Genomic DNA, 22,577 nt, shown 5'->3' on the forward strand with positions numbered 1-22,577 from the left:
GTGGGCGGGTGCCACCGGCTGCCCCGTGATCAGCCGCGGCACCCGCCCACCGAGGTGCCCCACGATCATCGGGGGCGCGTCTTTCCGCGATCTTGCAATGCGAAACCCGCACCCCGGCCGTACTAGGCTGGGTGCCGGTGGAGACGAGGGCTGATCAGGACGGCGAGTTCGGCGGGCTGCTGCGCCGGCACCGCCGGGCGGCCGGCCTCAGCCAGCGGGAGGTGGCCGAGCGGGTCGGCGTCAGCGTTGCGGCGGTCCGCGACCTCGAGCAGGGCCGCACCCGCCGGCCGCACCGCCGCTCGGTCGACGCGTTCATCACCGCGCTCGGGCTGACCGGCGAGGACGGGGCCGCGTTCCGCCGTCTTGCGCTCGCCGGGGGGAGCCCGCCGGCCCGCCCCGCCGCCCCCGACGCGCCGGTGCGGCTCGGCATCCTCGGACCGCTGACTGTGCACCGTGGCCCCGAACCGGTGCCGGTCGGCCGCAGCGCCCGGCGCGCCGTGCTCGGCCGGCTCGCGCTGTCGGCGAACACCGTGGTGCCGCTGGCGGACCTGGTCGACCTGCTGCGGGACGGAGGGAATCCGGAGAACGCCGCCAGCGCGCTGTACACGCACCTGTCGCGGCTGCGCGCGGCGCTGCAGCCGGCCGGCCGCCGCCGGTCCGCGACCATCCACCGGACCGGTAGCGGGTATCAGCTCGACCTCGCCGACGACCAGCTCGACCTCAGCGAGTTCCGCCACGCCGTACGCCTGGCCGCCGCGGCGCCGCCGGAGCGGGCGTTGGATCTGCTGGACCTGGCCGCCGGGCACTGGCGGGCCGGACCGCTCGACGACATCCCCCAGCTGCGCGACCATCCGCTCGTCACCACCATCGTGGAGGAGCGGATCGCGATGGCGCTGCGGTACGCCGAGCTGGCGCTCGCCGCCGGGCAGGCCCGCCGCTGCCTGCCCACGCTGCGCGACCTCGCCGCCGCGAACCCGCTGCACGAGCTGCTCCACGCCCACCTGATCGCGGCCCTGGCGGCCGAGGGCCGGCAGGCCGACGCGCTGAGCGCCTACGCGGGCATCCGCCGCCGGCTCGTCGGCGACCTCGGCGTCGAGCCCGGCGCCGACCTGGCCGCCACGCACCGGCGGGTCCTGCGCCAGGAGCCGGCGGTCACGACCGCGGCCGGCCCGTCCCGGCCGGCGCCGGCGCAGCTGCCCGCCGACCTGCGGGCGTTCGCCGGGCGGGCCGGCGCCGTCGCGGCGCTCGACCGGGTCGCCGCGTCCGCCGTCATCGTCGTCTCCGGCACCGCCGGCGTCGGCAAGACCACCCTCGCCGTGCACTGGGCGCACCGGGTCCGGGCCCGGTTCCCGGACGGGCAGCTGTACGTCAACCTGCGCGGCTTCCACCCGACCGGTGCCGCGGTGGGCGGCGCCGAGGCGCTGCACGGGTTCCTCACCGCGCTCGGGCTGCCGCCCGGCCGCATCCCGGCGGAGCTCGAGGCGCGGTCCGCGCTGTTCCGCACCCTGCTCACCGGCCGGCGGATGTTCGTGCTGCTCGACAACGCCCGCGACGCCGAGCAGGTCCGCCCGCTATTGCCGGCCGCACCGGGCTGCCTGGCGCTGGTCACCAGCCGGCACAGCCTCACCGGGCTCGTCGCCGCCGAGGGCGCCGAGCCGGTCCAGCTCGGCCTGCTCACCCACGACGAGGCCCGCGCGCTGCTGACCCGCCGGCTCGGCGCGGACCGCACCGCCGCCGAGGCCGAGGCGATCGACACCATCGTCGAGCGGTGCGCCCGGCTGCCGCTCGCGCTCGCCGTCGCCGCCGCCCGGGCGGCGGTCAGCCCGGGCGTGCCGCTCGCCCGGTTCGCCGCCGACCTCGCCGACCGCCTCGGCGCGTTGAGCAGCGGCGAACCCGGGACCGACGTGCGGGCCGTGCTCGATTGCTCGTACCGGCAGCTGACCCCGGCCGCCGCCCGGCTGTTCCGACTCCTCGGCCTCCATCCCGGGCCCGACCTCGGCGCGGCCGCCGCCGCCCGGCTCGCCGGCCTGGACCCGCCGCGGGTGGCGCCGCTGCTCGCCGAGCTCACCGGCGCTCACCTGCTCTCCGAACCCGCCGCCGGCCGCTTCGCGACGCACGACCTGCTGCAGGCGTACGCCGCCGAACGCGTCCTGGCGGAGGACTCCGAGCCCGCCCGGACCGCGGCCCTCGACCGCCTCGTCGAGCACTACGCGCACACGGCCGCGGCCGCCGTCGGTGCGGCCCTGCCCGGCGAGCCGGCCCCGCACGGCACCTTCGACGACCCGGCCGCCGCGCGGGAATGGCTCGACCGCGAACGCGCCAACGTCGTCGCGCTCGCCGTTCACGGGCGGCCCGCCGACACGGTCGCCCTGGCCGCCGCCATCCACCGGTACCTCGACCTGGGCTACTACGGCGAGGCGCTGGTCCTGCACACCCGGGCCCACGAGGTCGCCCGGCGGCTGGGTGACCGCGCCGCCGAGGCCGGCGCGCTGAACCGGCTCGGCATCACCTACCGGCGGTCCGGCCGCTTCGGCGACGCCGCCGAGCTGCACCGCCGGGCACTGGAGCTGTGCCGCGCCGCCGGTGACATCCCGGGCGAGGCGCACTGCCTGGAGCTGCTCGGGACCGCGGTGTGGCGCCTCGGCGACTACGAGCGCGCCCGCGAGTACGTGCACACCGCCCTCGACAGGTACCGTGCCGCCGGCGACCGCCTCGGCGAGGCGACCCAGCTCAACAACATCAGCGTCGGCAACCGGCAGTTCGGCGACCTCCGCGCCGCGGCCGACGGCCACCGCCGGGCCCTCGTCATCCTGCGCGACCTCGGTCACCGGCTCGGCGAGTCGTACGCGCTGGACAACCTGGGCCTGGTCCACCAGCAGGCCGGCGACCACGAACAGGCGGCCGACTGCCACGAGCAGGCCCTCGCGATCTGCACCGACATCGGCTTCCAGGCCGGCCAGGCCGCCGCGCGCAACAGCCTCGGCCGCGCGCTCGTCGCCCTCGGCCGGCCCGGCACCGCGATCGCCCACCACCATCAGGCGCTGGCGCTGTTCCGCGAGATCGGCGAGCGCGCCAACGAGACCGAGGCCGTCAACGGCCTCGCCGCCGCGCTGCTCGCCGCCGGCGACCCGGAGGCGGCCCGCGACCGGTTCGCCGAGGCGCTGACCCTCACCGACCACACCGGCGACCTCCTGCAGCGGGCCGTCGCGCACGACGGCCTGGCCAGGACCCACGTCACCCTCGGCGACCCGGCTGCCGCCCGCCGCCAGTGGCGGCACGCCCTGACGATCTACACCGACCTCGGCCTGCCCGACGCCGCGCGCGTCACCGCGGACCTGCGCCGCCTGGCCCACGACACCGGTCCGGACCCTGAGCCGTCTGGCGGCGCTTGACCACGACGCCGGCACGGCCACCCCACAGGCGCCGGTCGTGCCCGCCGCCGGCCGGGCGCCTACCCGGCGGCGCGCACCAGGGTGGCCTCGATGTGCCGGAGCATGTCGCCGGCCGCCGGTGCCCACGCCGTGTCACCGTGGCAGGCGATCGTCATCAGCGCGGCGCCCGGGCGGTGCTGGACCGACAGGATGTACCGTGACCCGCCGGGCCGGTCGGGCTGCTCGGTGACGCGGTCCTGCACAGCCGGGTCGGTGAAGGGGATGGCCTCGGCGCCGAGCGAACGGCTGTTCGCCGCGCTGCCCACGATGGACGCGTCGATGTAGTTGAACCGGGCCACGGCCGCGCCCGTCCCGGCGAGCTCACCGAGGACCTCGGCGCTGACCGCCGCGGCCCGGGCGGGGTCGAGGTTGGCGAACCGGTGGCCGTGCAGCTGGTTGCTGGCCGTGGCCGCCAGCCGCGCGGCCAGGTCGCCGGTCCCCGGCACGAGGACGGGCACGGGCATGACCGCCTTGCGGACCGAAGCCTGCGTCCCCGCCGACAGCCGGTTCGCCGCGAGGGTCCGGACGCCGGCGCACGGCGAACCCTCGACCAGGCCGATCGCCGAGCCGAACGCGGTCAGGTAGACCGCCGACACCGGCACGCCGGTGCGGGCGGCGACGGCCTGTGCGGCCCGGGCGGCGTGCGCCGAGGCGAGCCACCGCGACCGCAGCACCGGGTCCGCCGGCGCCGGCCCGCCGCTCGGGTGCCAGCCGGACAGCCCGTCGCGCAGCGCGCCCAGCTGGCGCCGCCAGTGCGCCTCGGCACGATCGGCATGGGCCCGGCCCGGTGCGGACATCTCCCACTCGGCCGTTTCCAGGGGCTGCTCCGGTGCGGGCCGGCCGTCGAACGCCGGGCGGCCGCTCATCCGGCTCCGCAAGGCTTGCAAGAAGTCACCGCGGAGCACCCGCATGCCCCATCCGTCGACCGCGGAGTGGTCGGCGACGATCCCGATCCGCCGCACGGCGCCGGCGGCGACCGCCAGCACGAAGAGCACCGGCTGCTGCTCGCCGAGCCGGAACGCCGTGGCCGCGGCCGCCGCGATCGCCTCGTCCGCCTCGGCGCCGGCCGGCGCGACCCGCACCACCTCGCCCAGCCGCTCCGCCGCCGGGAGAACGTGCTGCTCGCGACGGCCGGGGCCGGTCACGGGCAGGAGGGTCCGCAGACCTTCGTGCCGATCGAGCAGGTCGCCGATCGCCGCCAGCGCGACGCCCACCGGCGCGCCGGCACCGTCGACCACGCTGGTGAAGTTCGCGGCGGACGACCACGGCGAGTCCGCGTCGATGCCGACGTCAAGGAACCACTCACGTTGCGCGCAGGTCAGCGGCCCCCGTCGTGTCGGTTTCATTCTCGTTCCTGTTCAGTTTCTAAAGTCGACTGCGATGGATATTGCAGGACTTCACTGCGTCATGCAACCCTGTTGCCGTGGTTTTGCACGCCGCCCCGACAACGGTGCCCCGCCTCCTCGCCGGCCGATCGACATCGGAGCCGGACCGCGAGGCGCTGGTCGTCGACGGCGTCGGCGCGCTGACCTTCGGCTCCTGGCAGCGCCGTGCCGCCGACCTCGCCGAGCGGCTGCGGCAGTGCCGCGTCGCGCCGGGCGACCGTGTCGGCCTGCGGTTCGGTGCCGCCGAATGGCTCGACTTCGCGGTCGCGTACGTGGCGGTGCAGCGCCTGGGCGCGGTCGCCGTGCCGGTCTCCGACGACGCGGCGCCCGCCGAGCTGGCGCACGTGCTCGCCGACTGCGCCGCCGCCGGGCTCGTGCACGGGGGCGGCGCCGTCGACTGGACCGGCGGGTGGGCGTACGCCGCCGGTGACGACGCCGGCGCGCGGTGCGGCGAGGACCGGTCCACATCGGACGGTCTGGCCCAGATCCTGTACACGTCCGGCACGACGGCGCGGCCCAAGGGCGTCGCGGCCACCCACGCCAACGTCACCTACGGGTCGGGCGCGCGGCACCGGCCGTTCCGGCACTCGCGCCACCTGCTGCACGCGTTCGCGATCGGCACGAACGCGGCCCAGGTCATGCTGATGACCGCGCTGCTCGCCCACCCCGCCGTGGTGACGCTGCCGCAGTTCACGCCGTTGCGCTTCGCGCGCGCCATCGCACGCTGGTCCGCCGGCACGGTGTTCGTCGTCCCGGCCATGGCCATGGAGCTGCTGGCTGTGGCCGAGGGCCACGACCTGAGCAGCGTGCGGCTGCTCGGGTCGGCCGCCGCGCCGCTGCCGGGGCCGGTCGCCGCCCGCCTCGTGGCCGCGTTCCCGAACGCGACGATCGTCAACTACTACACCTCGACCGAGGCCGCCCCGGCGCAGACCGCCATGACGTACGACCCGGAGCGCCCGGACAGCGTCGGCAGGCCGATCGCCGGCGGTGGCCTGCGCGTCACCGACGACGACGGGCGGCCCTGCGCGCCGGGCGAGATCGGCGCCGTCTGGATGCGCTCCCCCGCCCCACCCCGCACGTACTTCGGCGGCACCACGAAGACCGGCACCACGACAAGCGAGACCACGACGAGCGGCACCACGACGAGCGGCGCTGTGTTCCAGGACGGCTGGGTCCGGATGGGCGACGTCGGCTACGTCGACGCCGACGGCTTCCTGTTCCTCGTCGAGCGGGACGGCGACGTGGTCAAGACCGGCGCCCACCGGGTGTCGACGCTGCAGATCGAGGCGGCCATCCACGAGCACCCGGCGGTGGCCGACGCCGCCGTGGTCGGGCTGCCCCACGAGGTGCTCGGCGTCGAGCTGGCCGCCGTGATCGTGGTCAGCGGCGACGCGGAGCTGACCCCGCCGGCGCTGCGGGCGTTCCTCGCCGACCGCCTCGCGCCGCACGAGATCCCATCCCTCGTCCACGTCATGGACAGGCTTCCGCGCAACCGCGGCGGCAAGGTCGACAAACGATCCCTGCGAAGGAGCCTGACATGATCCAGGCGTCCGCGGTCCAGCACGGCATGTGGATCGCCGTGTCCGGCACCGTCCCCACCGCCTACCACATGCCGCTGGTCGTCACGTTCGCCCACGATCCGGATGCCGGGCTGCTGGCCAAGTCCTGCGCGGCCGTGGCCGAGCGGCACGCGCTGCTGGCCGTCGCGGTCGCCGAGCGCGACGGCGTCACGTACCTCACCCGGGCCACCGCTCCCGTCCTGCGCGTGGCGGGGCCGGACGAGCCGGTCGAGGAGGAGGCCACGCGCCCGTTCGACCTGGGTGCAGGGCCGCTCGTCCGGTTCGCGCTGTTCGGCCGGGTGCTGGTGGTCACCGCGCACCATCTGGTCTTCGACGGGCTCTCCAAGGAGGTGCTGCTGCGGGATCTGGCCACCTTCTACGCCGGTGAGATCCCGGCCCCGCTGCCGCGCTCCGCCGCGGAAGAGCTCGCCGCCGAGGCGGCACGGCTGGCCGGCGGCCGGGCCGCGGCGGAGGAGTTCTGGTCCGGCCGGTGGGCCGAGCCGCTGCCCGTGGTCGTCGGCGACCACGTCCTCACCGGGCGCGACCACGGGGCCGGTCAGGTGCACGCGTTCGAGCCGCCCGTGCCTGACCTGCCGGGGCTGACCCGGTTCGAGACGCTGCTGGCCGCGGTCCACGCCCTGCTCGGCGGGCACGGCAACCCGCGCGTCACGACCGGCGTCGACGTGTCCACCCGGGAGCCCGGCGCGTCGGGTGTCGGCCCGTTCGCGACCGAGCTCCCCGTCGACTCGCGGCCCGACCCGGACTCCCCGTTCGCGGAGTTCGCCGCCGGACTGCGCGCGACCCTCCGCGCGATGTACCCGCACCGGGCGGTGCCCCTCGCCCGTGCGGTGCGCCGGCTGCGGCCGCACGCCGCGATCGCGCCCGTCTCGGTCAGCTACCGCCGGGTCGGCGCCGCGCCACGGTTCGACGGCGCCCCGGCGGCCGTCGACTGGCTGGCGTTCGCCGGCAGCGTGCGTGGCGACCTGCAGCTGCAGGCGGTCGACGACGGCACGACGGTCACCGCCCGGCTGCGCCACTCGGCCGCCGCGGCGCCGGTCGCCGCACGGTTCGCCGACGACCTCTGCGCGGTGCTCACCCGGGTCGCCGCCGCTCCGGACACCCGGCTGCGCGACCTGGTCGCCCCGGGCACCTCGAACACCACCGCACCGCCCGTCACGGTCGAGGCTCAGGCCGCCGCGCCGGCGCCGGCACGCGGCGGCGAGCTCGTCGAGCCGGTCCTGGCCATCTGGCGCGACGTGTTCGGCGACCACGCCATCGGCCCCGACGACGACCTGTTCGACCTGGGCGGCGACTCGCTGACCGCGACGCAGATCATCGCGCGGATGCGCAAGACGCTCGGCATCGACGTCGACATCGACACGTTCTTCGACCACCCGACGGTCAACGGAGTCGTGGATGCCGTCAGCGCGCACTGAGGCGTCCGACCGGGCGGCGATGCTGCTCATCCGGCACTTCGAGACGGCGCTGCTCGACCTCTTCGCGCGCGGCGAACTGTCCGGCACCACGCACACCTGCCTCGGCCAGGAGTACGTGCCCGTGGCCGTGAGCGGCCTGCTCGAACCGGACGACCACGTGCTGAGCAACCACCGCGGGCACGGCCACTACCTCGCGCGGTTCGACGACCCGGAAGGGCTCCTCGCGGAGATCATGGGCCGGGCCGGTGCCGTGTGCCACGGCGCCGGCGGAAGCCAGCACCTCCACCGGCGCGGCTACCTCTCCACCGGGGTGCAGGGCGAGAGCCTGCCGGTCGCGGCCGGGCTCGCGCTGCACCTGCGCCGCCACCGGCCGGGCGCGCTCGCCTGCGCGTACATCGGCGACGGCACCTGGGGCGAGGGCGCGGTCTACGAGGCACTCAACATCGCCGCGCTGTGGCACCTGCCGCTGCTGGTCGTGGTCGAGCACAACGGCATCGCCCAGTCGACGCCCACCGAGCACGCCATGGCCGGCACCGTCGCCGGGCGCGCCGCCGCGTTCGGCCTGGCCCACACGCTGGTCACCGCGACCGGCCCGGCCCGCATCCGGGCGGAGCTCGCGCCGTTGATCGCCCATGTACGAACCGGCGCACCGCTGATCGCCGAGTTCCGCGCCCCGCGGCTCGGCCCGCACAGCAAGGGCGACGACACCCGCCCCGCCGGCCAGGTCGCGGCGCTGGCCGACTGGTACCCGGCCGTGGCCGCCGCCGCGCCCGACCTGGACCGCGCCCAGCGCGACCGCGTCGCCCGCGTCGTCGCCGACGTGTCCGCCCGCCCGGCCGCCGAGTGGACCGGCCGGACGCCCGTCGCCGAGGTACCCGCCCAGGGCGGGTGGACCGGCCGGACGCCCGTCGCCGAGACACCTACCCAGGCCGGGCTGAGCGGCCGGACGCGGCCGGACCGCGTCGCCGAGATGCCTGCCCGGGCCGGGTGGGCCGGCCGATGAGGGTCGCCGAGAACATCAACGCCGCGCTGCACGCGGTCCTGGCGGGCGACGAGCGGGCCTATCTCATCGGCGAGGACCTCCTCGACCCGTACGGCGGCGCGTTCAAGGTCGCGCGCGGGCTCTCCACCCGGTTCCCGGACCGGGTGCTGTCCACCCCGATCAGCGAGTCGGCCATCACCGGCATCGCGGCCGGCCTGGCCCTGGCCGGCGACACCGCGATCGTCGAGTACATGTTCGCCGACTTCCTCACGCTCGGCCTCGACCCGCTGGTCAACTTCGCCGCCAAGTCCGTCACCATGTACGGCGAGCGGCTGCCGATGCGCATGGTCGTGCGCTGCCCCAGCGGCGGCGGCCGCGGCTACGGCCCGACGCACAGCCAGACCCTGACGAAGCACCTGATCGGCGTGCCCGGCCTCGCCGTGTTCGAGATGTCGCCGTTCCGCGACGCGGCCGAGGTGTTCGCCGACATGCTGGCGCTCGGGCAGCCGTGCGTGTTCGTCGAGGACAAGATCCTCTACACCCGCCGGATGTACACCGTGCCCGCCCCGTTCACGGTCGAGGTGCGCGACGGCGTGGCGTACGCCGGGACCGGGGAACGCCCGGAGCTGGTCCTGATCGCGCCGGGCGGCATGGCCGAGCGTGCCCTCACCGCGCTGCGCATGCTGCTGATCGAGCAGGAGATCGCCGGGCTGCTGGTGGTCCCTTCGCGGCTGTACCCGGTGCGCCTCGACCTGCCGCCCGTCCCGCACGTCGTGGTGGCTGAGGACGGCACCGCCGGCGGCACCTGGGGCGCCGAGGTCGCGCATCACGTCCATGCGCGCCACTTCGCGGATCTGGCCGCGCCCGTGACGCTCGTCCACGGCGCCGACGCCGTCATCCCCGCCGCGCCGCACCTGGAGCGTCAGGTGCTCGTGAGCGCCGGCACCATCTACGACGCGCTGGTGAGGACCGTCCGTGCCTGAGATCGCGGTACCGAAGCTCAACACCAACGACGACAGCTACGTGCTGCTCGCCTGGCTCGCCCCGGACGGCGAGGCGGTGCCGGCCGGCGCCCCGGTCGCCGAGGTGGAGACGTCGAAGGCGGTCGAGGAGCTGACCGCCGCGACGGGCGGCGTCCTGCGCCACCGCGTGGTGACCGGCGCCGAGATCGCCCCCGGTCAGGTCATCGCCCTCCTCGACGACCCTGCCGCCCGCGGCGGGGCACCGGCCCCGCGACCGGCCGGCGGCGAAGGCCCGACGATCACCGCGCCGGCCCGCGCCCGCATGGCCGAACTCGGCGTCACCGCCGAGCAGGTCGCCGCGCTCGGCCGCCCGATCGTCCGCCGCGCGGACATCGACGCCCTAACCACCGCGCCGCCCGCGGCGGCCGAAAGCCCAGCGCCGCCCGCGGCGGCCGAAAGCCCAGCACCGCCCGCGGCGACGGCAAGCCTGTCCCGCAACCAGCGTGCGGTCGCGCGGACGGTGGCCCGGTCGCACGCCACCGTCCCGGCCGCGTACACCGCGATGACGATCGATGTCGACGCCGCCCTGGAGCGGATGCCCCGGCTGACCCGCGCGGTGCGGCGGCCCGTCGGCCTCGCCGAGCTGTTCGTCGCCGCGATCGGGGCGGTGCACGCCGAGCACCCGGGGTGCTTCGCGAGGCTCGACGACGACGGCCACACCCTGCACCCGGCCGGCGCCGCGCACGTCGGCGTCACCGTCGATCTCGGCGAAGGCCTGTACGTGCCGGTGGTCCGGGACGCCGGCACCGCGACGGTCGCCGAGATCGCCCGGGCCCTCGCCAGGTTCCGGGTCACGGCGGCCGGCGGCGCGTTCCGTCCGTCCGAACTGGACGGTGCGACCATCACGCTGACCCTCCATCAGGACGCCCACGTGAGCCTGGCCATCCCGATCGTGTTCCCGGGCCAGACGTGCGCGGTCGCGGTCACCGCCCCGCGGCCCGAGCTGTACCTCGGCGACGACGGCCGGCCGGCGACCCGCACCGTCGCGCAGGTCGGTCTCGCCTACGACCACCGCGTCGTCAACGGCCGCGAGGCGGCGCGGTTCCTGGCCGCGCTGGCCCGGACGCTGCAGGAGGAGCCGCGATGAGACCGCTGCTGCCGGCCCAGGAGCGGCTGTGGTTCCTGCACCAGCTGGATCCGGCCGACGCGTCGTACCACCTGCCGCTCGTCCTGCACGTGCGCGGCCGCCTGGACCGGACGGCGCTGGAGCGCGCGCTGGACGCGGTGACCGGCCGGCACGAGACGCTGCGGAGCCGGGTCGAGCCGGCCGACGACGCGCCCGTGCTGGCGCCGGCGGCCGGCGAGGTCCGGCTGGAGACCGCCGTCGCGCCCGGCCTGGACGACGCCCGCGACCTGGTCGCCGCGTTCGTCACGCGCCCGTTCGACCTCGCCGCCGGCCCGATGCTCCGCTGCCTGCTGATCGGCGTCGGCCCGGACGAGCACGTGCTCGCGCTCGCCGCCCACCACATCGCGGCCGACGGCTGGTCGCTGCAGGTGCTGCGCCGCGATCTCGACGCGCTGTACCGGGCGTACACCACCGGCACCCCGGCGGAGCTGCCGGCGCTGCCACCGGTGCCCGCTGGCAGCGCCGCCCGGGCGCCGGACCTCGGGTACTGGACGCAACGGCTGGCCGGCGCGCCGGTGCTGGACCTGGCGACCGACCGGCCCCGCCCCCCGGTGCGCCGCGGCCGCGGCAGCTCCGTCGTCTTCGACCTCCCCGTCGACCTGCTGCGCCGCCTGGAGGCCGTGGCCCGGGCCGAGCGCACCACCGTGTACACCGCGCTGGTCGCGGCGTTCTCGCTGCTGCTCGGCCGGATGAGCGGGCAGGACGACGTCTGCCTCGGCACGCCGGTCCTCGGCCGCGACGACCCGGACCTCGACGACCGCGTCGGCTGCTTCTCCGAGACCCTGGTGCTGCGGACGGACCTGTCGGGCGACCCGACGTTCCGCGCGCTGCTGCGGGCCGTCCGCCGGACGGTGCTCGGCGCGCTGAGCCACGCCGCCCCGTTCGAACGCGTGGTGTCGGCGGTCGGCGCGCCCCGCGACCGCAGCCGCACCCCGCTGTTCCAGGCCATGATCATGTACCTGCGGCAGGAGCAGGACCGGCCGCGCCTCGGCGACCTCGACGTCGAACTGCTGGACCACCCGTTCGACGTCGCCCGCACCGACGTGTCCCTCGACGTCATCCAGGGCCCCGCGGCCGCGGTCGGCGTGCTCACGGTCGACCGTGACCTGTTCAGCCCCGGCACCGCGCAGCGGTGGATCCGCCGCCTGCTCGTCCTGCTCGACGACACGGCCCGGCGGCCCGACGCCCCGATCGGTGACCTGCGCCTGCTCGACGACGACGAGCGGCGCGAGGCGCTGACCCGGTGGAACGACACCGGCGCCGGGCAGACCACTCCGCTGGTCGCGGAGCTGTTCCGGGCGCAGGCCCGGGCCACGCCGGACGCGGTCGCGGTCACCGGCGACGGCGCCGACCTCACCTACCGCGACCTCGACGCCGAGGTCGACCGGCTCGCCGCCCGCCTCCGCGGACGCGGGCCGCTGATCGGGGTCGGGCTGTCCCGGCGCCCGGCGATGGTGGTCGCGCTCCTCGCGGTCTGGCGGGCCGGCGCCGCCTACCTGCCGCTCGACCCGGCGTACCCGGCCGACCGGCTCGCGTTCGTCATCGCCGACGCCGGCGTCGGCACGGTGCTCACCGAGCCGTCGTTCGCCGACCGGTTCGGCGCGGCGACGCTGCTGATCGACGCCGCCGGCGAGGAACCGTGCGGCGCGGTCGCCCCGGCCGCCGCCGGGCCGGACGACCCGGCCTACGTGCTGTACACGTCGGGGTCCACCGGACGGCCCAAGGGCGTGGTCGTGCCGCACGGCGCGCTCGCCGCGTTCGTCGCCGCGATGGCCGACGTCACCGGACCGCAGGCCGGCCGCGCGTGGCTCGCGCTCACCTCGCTGTCGTTCGACATCTCCGGTCTCGAGCTGTTCCTGCCGCTCAGCCGCGGCGGCCGGGTCGTCGTCGCCGGCGACGCGCAGACCGGCGACGGGACGGCGCTGCGGGCGCTGATCGCCGCGACCGGCGTCACCGACGTGCAGGCCACCCCGTCCGGCTGGCGGATGCTCCTCGCCGCCGGCTTCGACCACGACGTGCCGGCCGCGCTGGTCGGTGGTGAGGCGTTGCCGGCGCCGCTCGCCGCGGAGCTGCGCGGCAAGGTCGGCCGGCTGACCAACGTGTACGGCCCGACCGAGACGACGATCTGGTCGACGTACTGGCCGGTGCCCGGCGGCCCGGCGGCCGTCACGATCGGCGGCCCGATCCCGGGCACCCGGGTGTACGTCGTCGACGGGCGGATGCGGCCCGTGCCCGCCGGCGTGCCCGGTGAGCTCGTCATCGCCGGCGCCGGCGTCGCGCTCGGCTACCTGCGGCGGCCGCGGCTGACCGCCGACCGCTTCGTGCCCGACCCGTGGGGTCCGCCCGGAGCACGGATGTACCGCACCGGCGACCGCGCCCGCCGGCTCGCGGACGGGACCCTGGAATTCCTCGGCCGGCTCGACACCCAGGTCAAGGTGCGCGGCCACCGGGTCGAGCTGGGCGAGGTCGAGACGGTGCTCGCCGGTTGCCCGGGCGTCGCCGCCGCGGTCGCCGCGGTCCGCGACGACGCGCTCGCCGCGTACGTCACGGCCCGCCCCGGCGCCGGCGTCGACCCCGGCGCGATCCGGGACGCGGCCCGCGCCACGCTGCCGGCCTACGCCGTGCCGGCCACGGTCACGGTGCTCGACGCGCTGCCGCTCACCCCGAACGGCAAGGTGGACCGGGCCGCCCTGCCCGACCCGCGACCGTCCGCCGCCGCCGCGTACGTGCCACCGCGGACCGCGGCCGAGACGCGCGTCGCCGCGGTGTTCGCCGAGGTGTTCGGCGTCGCGGTGGGGGCGCACGACGACTTCTTCGCGCTGGGCGGGCACTCGCTGCTGGCCGTCAAGGTCGCGGCGCGGCTGCCCGGCCTGACCGTCCGCGACCTGTTCGACCATCCGGCGGTCGAGGCCCTCGCCCGGCGGCTCCCGGCCTCCCTCGACGCCGGTGCCGGCGCGCCCGGCAGTGCGCCGCCGCTGTCGGACGCCCAGCGCCGCCTCTGGTTCCTGCAGCGGCTGGACCCGCACGACGCCTCGTACAACATGTTCCTGGTGCTGCGCCTGCGTGGCCGGCTGGACCGCGGCGCGCTGCGGCGGGCCCTGGACGCCCTCGCCGACCGGCACGTCGCGCTCCGGTGCGCCTACCCGGAGGTCGGGGGCGAGCCGGCCGTCGAGGTCGGGCCCGCCACCGTGCCGTTCGAGGAGCTCGCGCTGGAGTCCTCACCCGAGCCCGAGGCGGCGGCCCGGGCCGCCGTCGCGGACCGGACGAACGCGCCGTTCGACCTGCGCGGCGGCGCACCGGTGCGGGCCTCGCTGCTCCGGCTCGCCCCCGACGACCACGTCCTCTGCCTGGTCGTGCACCACATCGCGGGCGACGGCTGGTCGCTCAACGTGCTGCGGGAGGACCTCGCCGCGCTCTACGCCGGCCGTCCGTTGGCGCCGCTGCCACCCGTACCGGCGAACAACGGCGACCAGGAGGCCGGCCTCGCGTACTGGCGGGACCGCCTCGCCGGACCGGCCGTGCTCGACCTGCCGACCGACCGGCCCCGCCCGGCCGAGCCCACCCACCGCGGCGCGTTCCTCGGCGCCCACCTGCCCGCCGGCGTCACCGCCCGCCTCGAGGACCTGGCCGGCCAGGCCCGCACCAGCCTCTTCGCCGTGCTGCTCGCGGCCTATCAGGTGCTGCTCGCCCGGCACACCGGCCAGTCCGACGTCCTGGTCGGCTCGACCCTGGCGGCCCGGGACCGGGTCGAGATCGAGCGGGCCGTCGGCTACTTCGCCCGGACCGTCGTGCTGCGCGACCAGGTCGACCCGGCCGAGCCGTTCACCGGCCTGCTCGGCCGGGCCCGCGAGTGCGTGCTGGACGCGCTGACCCACGCCGAGGCGCCGTTCGAGCGCCTCGCCGCCGGGGCGGTCCCGCTGTTCCAGACCATGTTCGTCCTGCACACCCAGGACGAGGGCACCCCGGTCGACCGGTTCGCCGACCTGCACGCGTCGTTCTTCGACTCCGGCTACCGGCAGGCCAAGTTCGACCTGATGCTGGAGGCGTGGCGGGCCGCCGACGGCCTGACGCTCGTCTTCGGCTACGACACCGACCTGCTCGACGCGACGACCGTCGACCGCTGGGCCCGCCGGTTCGAGATCCTGTGCGCCGGCATCGCCGCCGACCCGGGCGTCGCGGTCGGCGCGCTGCCGCTGCTGACCGCCGACGACGAGGCCCTCGTCGGCTCCCTCGCCGCCCCGGCACCTTCCCCGCCGCAGCCGCTGACTCCCGGGCTGCCCCGCCTCGCGGCGCCGGACTCGGTCGCGGTCCGCTGCGGTGCGCAGTCGCTGACGTACGCCGAACTCAACCGCCGGGCCGACGCACTGGCCGGCGCACTGGCAGACGCACTGGCAGACGCACTGTCCGGGCCGATACGGGCGGCGGCCGTCGCTGGTCCGCCGGTCGTCGCCGTCGCCGCGCACCGGGACATCGGCACGATCGTCGCGCTGCTGGCGATCTGGCGGGCCGGTGGCGCGTACCTGCCGATCGACCCGGGGCAGCCGGCCGGGCGGATCGCGGCGCTCGTCGCCGGCAGCGGAGCCCGGCTGGCCGTCGGGGACGCGCCCTGGCCCGACGGTCTCCGGGTGCTCGCGCCGCCTTCCGGGACGCTGCCGGCGGTCGACCGCGCGACCCCGGACGGTGCCGCGTACGTGCTGTACACCTCCGGCTCCACCGGCACCCCGAAGGCCGTCGTCGTCGACCATGAGGCGCTCGCCGCCAGGGTCGGCTGGATGCGCCGCGACTACCGGCTCGGCCCCGGCGACACGGTCGTCCAGTTCGCGCCGCTCGCGTTCGACGCGCACGCGGAGGAGATCTGGCCCGCGCTCGGCGCCGGGGCCACGGTGCGGCTGCTGCCGGACGGCCCGCTCAGCCTGCCCGACGTGCTCGCCGGCCCGGGCGGAGCCGACGTCACCGTGCTCGACCTGCCCACCGCGTACTGGCACGACCTGGTCGCCCAGATCGACGCGATCGCCTGGCCGCCCCGGCTGCGGCTGGTGATCCTCGGCGGCGAGGCGGTGCACGCGGCGGCCGTGGCCCGCTGGCGCACCCGGTTCGGCGACACCGTGCGGCTGGTGAACACGTACGGCCCCACCGAGGCCACGATCATCGCGACCGCGACCGACCTCGGCCCGGACGACACGACCGGCCCGCCGGCGATCGGCGTGCCGCTGCCCGGCGTGCGCGCCGCGGTCGTCGACGCCGGCCTGCGCCCGGTGCCCCCAGGCGCGTACGGCGAGCTGCTGCTCGGCGGCGCCGGCCTCGCCCACGGCTACCTCGGCCGGGACGACCTCACCCGGGAGCGGTTCGTCACATGGCCTCCATCAGGGCGCGGCGCGCGCTACTACCGGACCGGCGACCGCGTGCGGCTGCGGGCCGACGGCCGGCTCGACTTCGCCGGCCGGCTCGACGACCAGCTGAAGGTCCGCGGGTTCCGGATCGAACCGGCCGAGGTGGAGCACCACCTCCTGGAAAGCCCGGGCGTGACCGGTGCGGTGGTCGTCGCGCACGACGGCGCCCTGGTCGCGTACGTGGCCGGTGGCGCACCGGCCGGCGCACTGCGGGCCCGGCTCGCGGCCCGGCTCCCCGGCCACCTGGTGCCGGACCGCTGGGTCGCGGTCGACGCGCTCCCCCGAACCGCCACGGGGAAGATCGACCGGCGGGCCCTGCCACCACCCCCGGAGGGTGCCGACGGCCCGCCGGCACCGTCCGAGCCGCCGCGCACCGACGCCGAGCAGCTGATCGCCGACGTCTGGACCGAGGTCCTCGGCCTCGACCGCGCCGGCGTGGACGACGACTTCTTCACCCTTGGCGGGCACTCGCTGCTCGCCGTCCGCGTGGCCGCCCGGCTGCGCGCCATGACCGGCCTCGACCTGCCCATCCGCCTGCTCTTCACGCACCGCCGGCTGGCCGACCTGGCCGCCGCGGTCGAGCAGCGGCTGCTCGCCGAACTGGCCGAGCTCAGCGACGACGAGGTGGCCGGCCTGCTGGAAGCGGAGACCCGATGACCGTCGACGAAGCCCGCCAGGCGCTGCTGGCCCAACGCCTGCGCCGGCGCACCGCGAACCGGACCGTCCCCACCCGGCCGCCCGGCACGGTGCCGCCGCTGTCGTACGCGCAGGAACGGCTCTGGTTCATGGAGCAGTACGCGCCCGGCAACCCCGCCTACCTCGTGCCGGTGGCACGACGGGTCCGGCGCCCGATCGACGCCGACCGGCTGGCCGCGGCGCTGCGTCGCGTCGTCGCCCGCCACGAGGCGCTGCGGACCCGGTTCCCGGCCCGGGACGACGGGGTGCCGACGCTGGTCGTCGACCCGGACCCGGCCGTCGACCTGGCCGTCGTCGACGCCGCCGACGAGGCCGCCGCCCGGGCCGCGGTCGAGGCGGTGCACGCCCGCGGGTTCGACCTCGCCGCCGAGCAGCCGCTGCGGGCCGCGCTGATCCGGCTCGCACCGGACGACGCGATCCTGGCCATGGCCGTGCACCACATCGCGATCGACGGCTGGTCCGTGCCGCTGCTGCTGCGCGAGCTGATGACCGCGTACGACGGTGGCGACCTGCCTGATCTGCCCGTCCAGTACGGCGACTACGCGGCCTGGCAGCGCGATCGGCCGGCGCCCGACGTCGCCCGCTGGGCGCGGCGCCTGGACGGCGTCGAGCCGCTCGCGCTGCCCACCGACCGGCCGCGCCCGGCCGAGCTGACCTACGCCGGCGGCAGCGTCGAGTTCGAGCTCGACGCCGGTCTCGCGGCCGGCGTCCGGGCCCTCGCGGACCGTCACGGCGCCTCGCTGTACATGACGATGCTGGCCGCGTACGCCTGCCTGCTCGGCCGGCACGCGCACCAGACCCACCTCACGATCGGCTCCCCGGTCGCCGGCCGCAGCGCCCCGGAGCTGGAGCACCTCATCGGCTGCTTCGTCAACACGCTGGCCATGCCCGTCGACCTGAGCGGCGACCCGACGTTCAGCGAGCTGCTGCTGCGGGTGCGGGAGACCGCGCTCACCGGGTTCGCCGACGCCGAGACGCCCTTCGAGCGTGTCGTCGCCGACCTCAACCTGCCCCGCGACGTGTCCCGGTCCCCGCTGTTCCAGGCGCTGCTCGCGGTGCAGAACTACGGCGCGGGCGGCGGCGACGGCCTCGACGGGTACGAGATCAGGTCGTGGGCGACCCGGTTCGACCTCGAGCTGTACATCAGCGACACCGCCGACGGTGGCCTGTGGGGCCAGTTCATCCACAACACGGCGCTGTTCGACGCGGCGACCGTGCGGCGCCTCGTCAGCCACCTGACCGCGCTCCTGCGTGGCGCCGTCGCCGACCCGCTGACGCCGGTCGCCGCGCTCGACCTCCGCGACGACGACGAACGCGCGGCGCAGGCCGCCTGGAACGCGACCGCCGCCCCGTTCGACGCCGGCGCCACCCTGCCCGCCCTGTTCGCCGCGCGGGTCGCCGCCGCACCGGCCGCGCCGGCCGTGACGTTCGAGGGCACCACGTGGAGCTACGCCGAGCTGGACCGGTACGCCGGCCGGGTGGCCGCCGCGCTCGGGCCGGTCGCCGCCGGACCGGGCACGCGGATCGGCGTGTGCGCGCCGCGCTCGCTCCAGCTGCCCGGCGCGCTGCTCGGCGTGCTGCGCACCGGGGCCGCGTACGTGCCGCTCGACCCCGACTATCCGGCGGAGCGGCTGGCCTTCATGGCGTCCGACGCGGACCTGCGTGCCGTGCTCGTCCTCGACCCGCCGGACGGGCTCGACGCCTCGTTCGCCGGCTGCCCGGTGATCCGGCTCGACCGCCTCGGCGCGACGGCTCCCCAGCCGGTCACCGCGGATCTCCGGGTCCACTCCATGCCCGCCACCGCGGATCTCCCGGCCCACTCCGCCACCTCGGACATGTCGGCTCGCTCCGCCACCGCAGGGCTCTCGGGCGGCTCCGCCACCGCCGACCTCTCGGATCACTCCGCCACCCCGGATATGTCGGGTCGCTCCGCTCACCGACATATCCGAAATTTCAACATTTCATCGCCAGCGACCGCCGGCGACGCCGCCTACGTCATCTACACCTCCGGCTCGACCGGCCGCCCCAAGGGCGTGCCGAACGCCCATCGCGGCGTGGTCAACCGGCTCACCTGGATGCAGGAACGCTTCCACCTGACGGCCGGCGACGTGGTCCTGCAGAAGACCCCGGCCGGCTTCGACGTGTCCGTCTGGGAGTTCTTCTGGCCGCTCGTCATCGGCGCCCGCCTGGTCCTCGCCACGCCGGGCGGGCACCGCGACGCGGCATACCTGCGGGCCCTCATCGACCGCGAAGGCGTCACCGTCCTGCACTTCGTGCCGTCGATGCTCGCCGCCTTCCTCGCTGAGGAGACGATCCCCGCAGGCGCGACGCTGCGCGCCGTCGTCTGCTCCGGCGAGGAGCTGCCGGCCGACCTCGCCCGCCGCTGCCTGGCCGCCCTGCCCGGCGCCGAGCTGCACAACCTGTACGGCCCGACCGAGGCCGCCATCGACGTCAGCGCCTGGGCCGTCACCGCCGCCGCGCTCGGGGACGCCCACCGGGTGCCGATCGGGGCCCCGGTCGCCAACACCACGCTGCACGTCCTCGACGACCGGCTCCGGCCGCAGCCCGTCGGTGTGCCCGGCGAGCTGCACATCGGCGGTGTACAGGTCGCGCTCGGCTATCTGCGGCGGCCGCGGCTGACCGCCGACCGCTTCGTGCCCGACCCCTTCGGTGCGCCCGGCGCCCGGCTGTACCGCACCGGCGACCTGGCCCGCTGGCGGCCGGACGGCACCCTTGAGTTCCTCGGCCGCATCGACGGTCAGGTCAAGCTGCGCGGCCAGCGCATCGAGCTCGGCGAGATCGAGGCGGTGCTGCGCGAGCAGGCGGGCGTCCGGGACGCCGCCGTCGTCGTCCGCGAGGACCGGCCCGGCGACCAGCGGCTCGTCGCGTACGTCGTCGGTGCCGCGCCCGACCGCGCCGCGCTGAAGCGGCTGCTGCCCGACGCCATGGTCCCGGCCGCGTTCGTCGAGCTCGACGTGCTGCCGCTGTCGGCGAACGGCAAGCTCGACCGGCGCGCCCTCCCGGCCCCGGTCCGCGCGGCGAGCGGCGGGGGCGCGCTGGTCACCCCGACCGAGAAGGTCGTCGCCGACGTCTGGACGGCCGTGCTCAACGTACCGGCGGTCGGCGCCGACGACGACTTCTTCGACCTCGGCGGCCACTCGCTGCTGGCGACGCAGGTGGTGGCCCGGCTCCGCAGGACCGGGGCCGCGGTCGGTGTCATCGACCTGTTCCAGAACCCGACCGTGCGGGAGCTCGCCGCCCTGATCGACCGGCCGGACGACGGCCCGCGGGCGGTGATCCGCCGGCTCACGCCGAACCGCCCGAGGGCCGACATCTCGCTGGTGTGCGTCCCGTTCGGCGGCGGCAGCGCCGTGGTGTACCAGCCGCTCGCGGACGCGCTGCCGGAGCGGTACGCGGTGTACTCGGTCGCCATCCCCGGTCACGACGTCGGCGTCATCGAGGACCGGCTCGACTTCGGCGCGCTCATCGACCGCTGCGTCGACGAGATCGTCGCGACGGTCGCCGGACCGGTCAGCCTGTACGGCCACTGCGCCGTCGGGTCCGCCCTCGCCATCGCCCTCGCGCGGCGGCTGGAGGCGGCCGGCCGCGACGTGCGCACCGTCTACATCGGCGCGATGTTCCCGTTCGCCGAGCCGCGCGGCCGCCTGGCCCGGACGCTGTCCAAGGTCGCGCGGATGGAGTCGCTGCGCGGCGACCGGATCTACCACAACTGGCTGACCTCGATCGGCGCCGACCTCGGCGGCCTCGACCCGGCGGAGGCCCGCCACATCGTGCGCAACCTGCGCCGCGACTCCGTCGACGCCGAGCGGTACTACACCGAGATGTACGCGACCGGTGCCGAGCGGTTGCGCGCATCGTTCGTCACCGTCGTCGGCACCCGCGACCCGGCCACCGAGTTCTACGAGGAACGGTTCCGCGAGTGGCACTTCCTGTCCGACGACAGCGCCGTCGTGGTGCTGCGGGAGGCCGGCCACTTCTTCCTGAAGTACCGGGCCGCCGAGATCGCCGAGATCATCGACACGCCCATGTTCGAACCGTCGGCGCCGGCCGACGAGCCCGGTCGCACCTGGTTCCGGCACGCGGTGTCACACGACAGCGGGTCGCGCGACCGCGCCGCGCCGGACGGGCAGGCCGCCGCCGGACCGCAGCCGAGCCTCGGCCGGTTCGCGGCCGTCTCCGCCGGCCAGCTGGCGTCGATGTTCGGGTCCGCGCTCACCGAGTTCGCGATCCCGGTCTGGATCTACCTGACCACCGGGTCGGTCGCGCAGTTCGCGTTGTTCGCGGTGCTCGGCCTCGTCCCGGGTCTGATCACGTTGCCGATCGCCGGGGCGCTCGTCGACCGGCACGACCGGCGCCGCATCGTGCTCGCCGGCGACCTCGCCGCCGGCGGGGTCCAGGCCGTGCTGGCCGCGCTGCTCTGGGCCGGGCAGCTCAGCGTCGCCGCCCTCTATCCGGCCACGGTCGCGTTGTCGGTCGCGCTGTCGTTCCAGCGCATCGCGTACACCTCCGCGATCCCGCAACTGGTGCCGAAGCGGCTGCTCGGTCACGCGGCCGGCATCGGCCAGCTCGGGGCCGGCCTGGCCCAGCTGCTCGCCCCGCTGCTGGGCGCCGGCCTGCTCGCCACGATCGGACTGCGCGGCATCCTCACGCTCGACGTCGCGACCTACCTCGTCGCGGTCGTCGTCGTCCTGGCGGTGCGGTTCCCCGCCACCATGCCGTGGCGCCGCCACGAGACGCTGCGCGCGGAGATCGCCGGCGGCTTCCGGTACGTCTGGGGCAACCGGAACTTCCGTCGCATGCTGCTCTGGTTCGCCGTCCTGAACGTGCCGCTGTCCGCGCTCTTCCTGATGCTCTCGCCGCTGGTCCTGTCGTTCGGCACGCTGCGCCAGGTCGGCCAGGTGTCCTTCGTCTCCGCGCTCGGCGTGTTCCTGGGTGGCCTGGTGATGGCCGCCTGGGGCGGCCCGCAGCACCGGCGGATGTTCGGCGTTCTCGTCGCGACGCTCGGCCTGGCCGTGTGCGCGCTCGTCACCGGCCTCCGCGAGAACCTCGTCCTGATCGGCGCCGGCGCCCTCGGCCTCGCGCTGGCCCTAACGCTGCTCAACGGCGTGTACACCACGATCATCCAGGTCAAGGTCCCGCAGCGGCTGCACGGGCGGGTGTTCTCCCTGAACACGCTGATCGCGTGGTCGACGATGCCGATCGGCTTCGGGATCGTCGCACCGTTCGGCGCCGAACTGTTCGGCCCGCTGCTGCGCGCCGGCGGCCCCCTCGCGAGCAGCCTCGGCCCCGTGTTCGGCACCGGGCCGCAGCGCGGCCTCGGCCTCATGTTCGCCGTGTTCGCGATCGCCGTCGCCGCCGTCGCCGCGGTCGGGCTGCGGGTGCTGCGCCGCTTCGACGACGAGGTGCCCGACGCCCTCGCCGACGACCTGGTCGGCCTGGCCGTGCTGGACACGCCGGCCACCGACATCCAACAGGCCCTGGACGCGGCGGCGCACGCCGCCACCCACCGCCCATCGTGAGGGGAACCGT

Annotated in this window: 9 protein-coding genes; 8 read left to right on the forward strand and 1 reads right to left on the reverse strand. The window is 76.2% G+C overall.

Going from position 1 to position 22,577, the window contains the following annotated elements:
- Nucleotides 1-137 precede the first annotated feature (137 nt).
- Nucleotides 138-3,392: a tetratricopeptide repeat protein gene (locus tag ACFY3L_RS22195; protein ID WP_389326932.1), complete on the forward strand. Its 3,255-nt coding sequence runs from the start codon at nucleotides 138-140 to the stop codon at nucleotides 3,390-3,392.
- A 59-nt stretch (nucleotides 3,393-3,451) separates the two neighbouring features.
- On the opposite strand, the gene ACFY3L_RS22200 is transcribed toward ACFY3L_RS22195, so the two are convergent.
- A complete protein-coding gene (locus ACFY3L_RS22200; RefSeq protein ID WP_389326935.1) occupies nucleotides 3,452-4,777 on the reverse strand; it encodes a condensation domain-containing protein in 1,326 nt (441 codons plus the stop codon).
- 77 nt (nucleotides 4,778-4,854) lie between these two features.
- Between ACFY3L_RS22200 and ACFY3L_RS22205 the strand changes: the two genes are divergently transcribed.
- The 7 genes from ACFY3L_RS22205 to ACFY3L_RS22235 are packed head-to-tail and all read left to right on the forward strand — an operon-like array spanning nucleotide 4,855 to nucleotide 22,567.
- Complete coding sequence (locus tag ACFY3L_RS22205) at nucleotides 4,855-6,357, forward strand: class I adenylate-forming enzyme family protein (RefSeq protein WP_389326938.1); 1,503 nt, start codon at nucleotides 4,855-4,857, stop codon at nucleotides 6,355-6,357.
- The gene (locus ACFY3L_RS22210; protein WP_389326941.1) at nucleotides 6,354-7,811 is read left to right on the forward strand and encodes a condensation domain-containing protein; all 1,458 of its coding nucleotides are present in this window, start codon (nucleotides 6,354-6,356) and stop codon (nucleotides 7,809-7,811) included. Before ACFY3L_RS22205 ends, ACFY3L_RS22210 begins: the two co-directional genes overlap by 4 nt.
- The gene (locus ACFY3L_RS22215; RefSeq protein WP_389326944.1) at nucleotides 7,792-8,814 is read left to right on the forward strand and encodes a thiamine pyrophosphate-dependent dehydrogenase E1 component subunit alpha; all 1,023 of its coding nucleotides are present in this window, start codon (nucleotides 7,792-7,794) and stop codon (nucleotides 8,812-8,814) included. The genes ACFY3L_RS22210 and ACFY3L_RS22215 overlap by 20 nt, the downstream gene beginning before the upstream one ends.
- Nucleotides 8,811-9,776, forward strand: a complete 966-nt coding sequence (locus ACFY3L_RS22220) for an alpha-ketoacid dehydrogenase subunit beta (RefSeq protein ID WP_389326947.1) — start codon at nucleotides 8,811-8,813, stop codon at nucleotides 9,774-9,776. The genes ACFY3L_RS22215 and ACFY3L_RS22220 overlap by 4 nt, the downstream gene beginning before the upstream one ends.
- Complete coding sequence (locus tag ACFY3L_RS22225; protein WP_389326950.1) at nucleotides 9,769-10,902, forward strand: 2-oxo acid dehydrogenase subunit E2; 1,134 nt, start codon at nucleotides 9,769-9,771, stop codon at nucleotides 10,900-10,902. The genes ACFY3L_RS22220 and ACFY3L_RS22225 overlap by 8 nt, the downstream gene beginning before the upstream one ends.
- Entirely contained in the window at nucleotides 10,899-16,988 is a 6,090-nt protein-coding gene (locus tag ACFY3L_RS22230) for an amino acid adenylation domain-containing protein (RefSeq protein WP_389326953.1), read from the forward strand. The genes ACFY3L_RS22225 and ACFY3L_RS22230 overlap by 4 nt, the downstream gene beginning before the upstream one ends.
- Nucleotides 16,985-22,567, forward strand: coding sequence for an amino acid adenylation domain-containing protein (locus tag ACFY3L_RS22235; protein WP_389326956.1), 5,583 nt, complete (start codon nucleotides 16,985-16,987; stop codon nucleotides 22,565-22,567). Before ACFY3L_RS22230 ends, ACFY3L_RS22235 begins: the two co-directional genes overlap by 4 nt.
- The last annotated feature ends 10 nt before the right edge of the window (nucleotides 22,568-22,577 follow it).

The sequence above is a fragment of the Dactylosporangium sp. NPDC000521 genome (genome assembly GCF_042898305.1).
In the GTDB taxonomy this organism is placed as follows: Bacteria; Actinomycetota; Actinomycetes; order Mycobacteriales; family Micromonosporaceae; genus Dactylosporangium.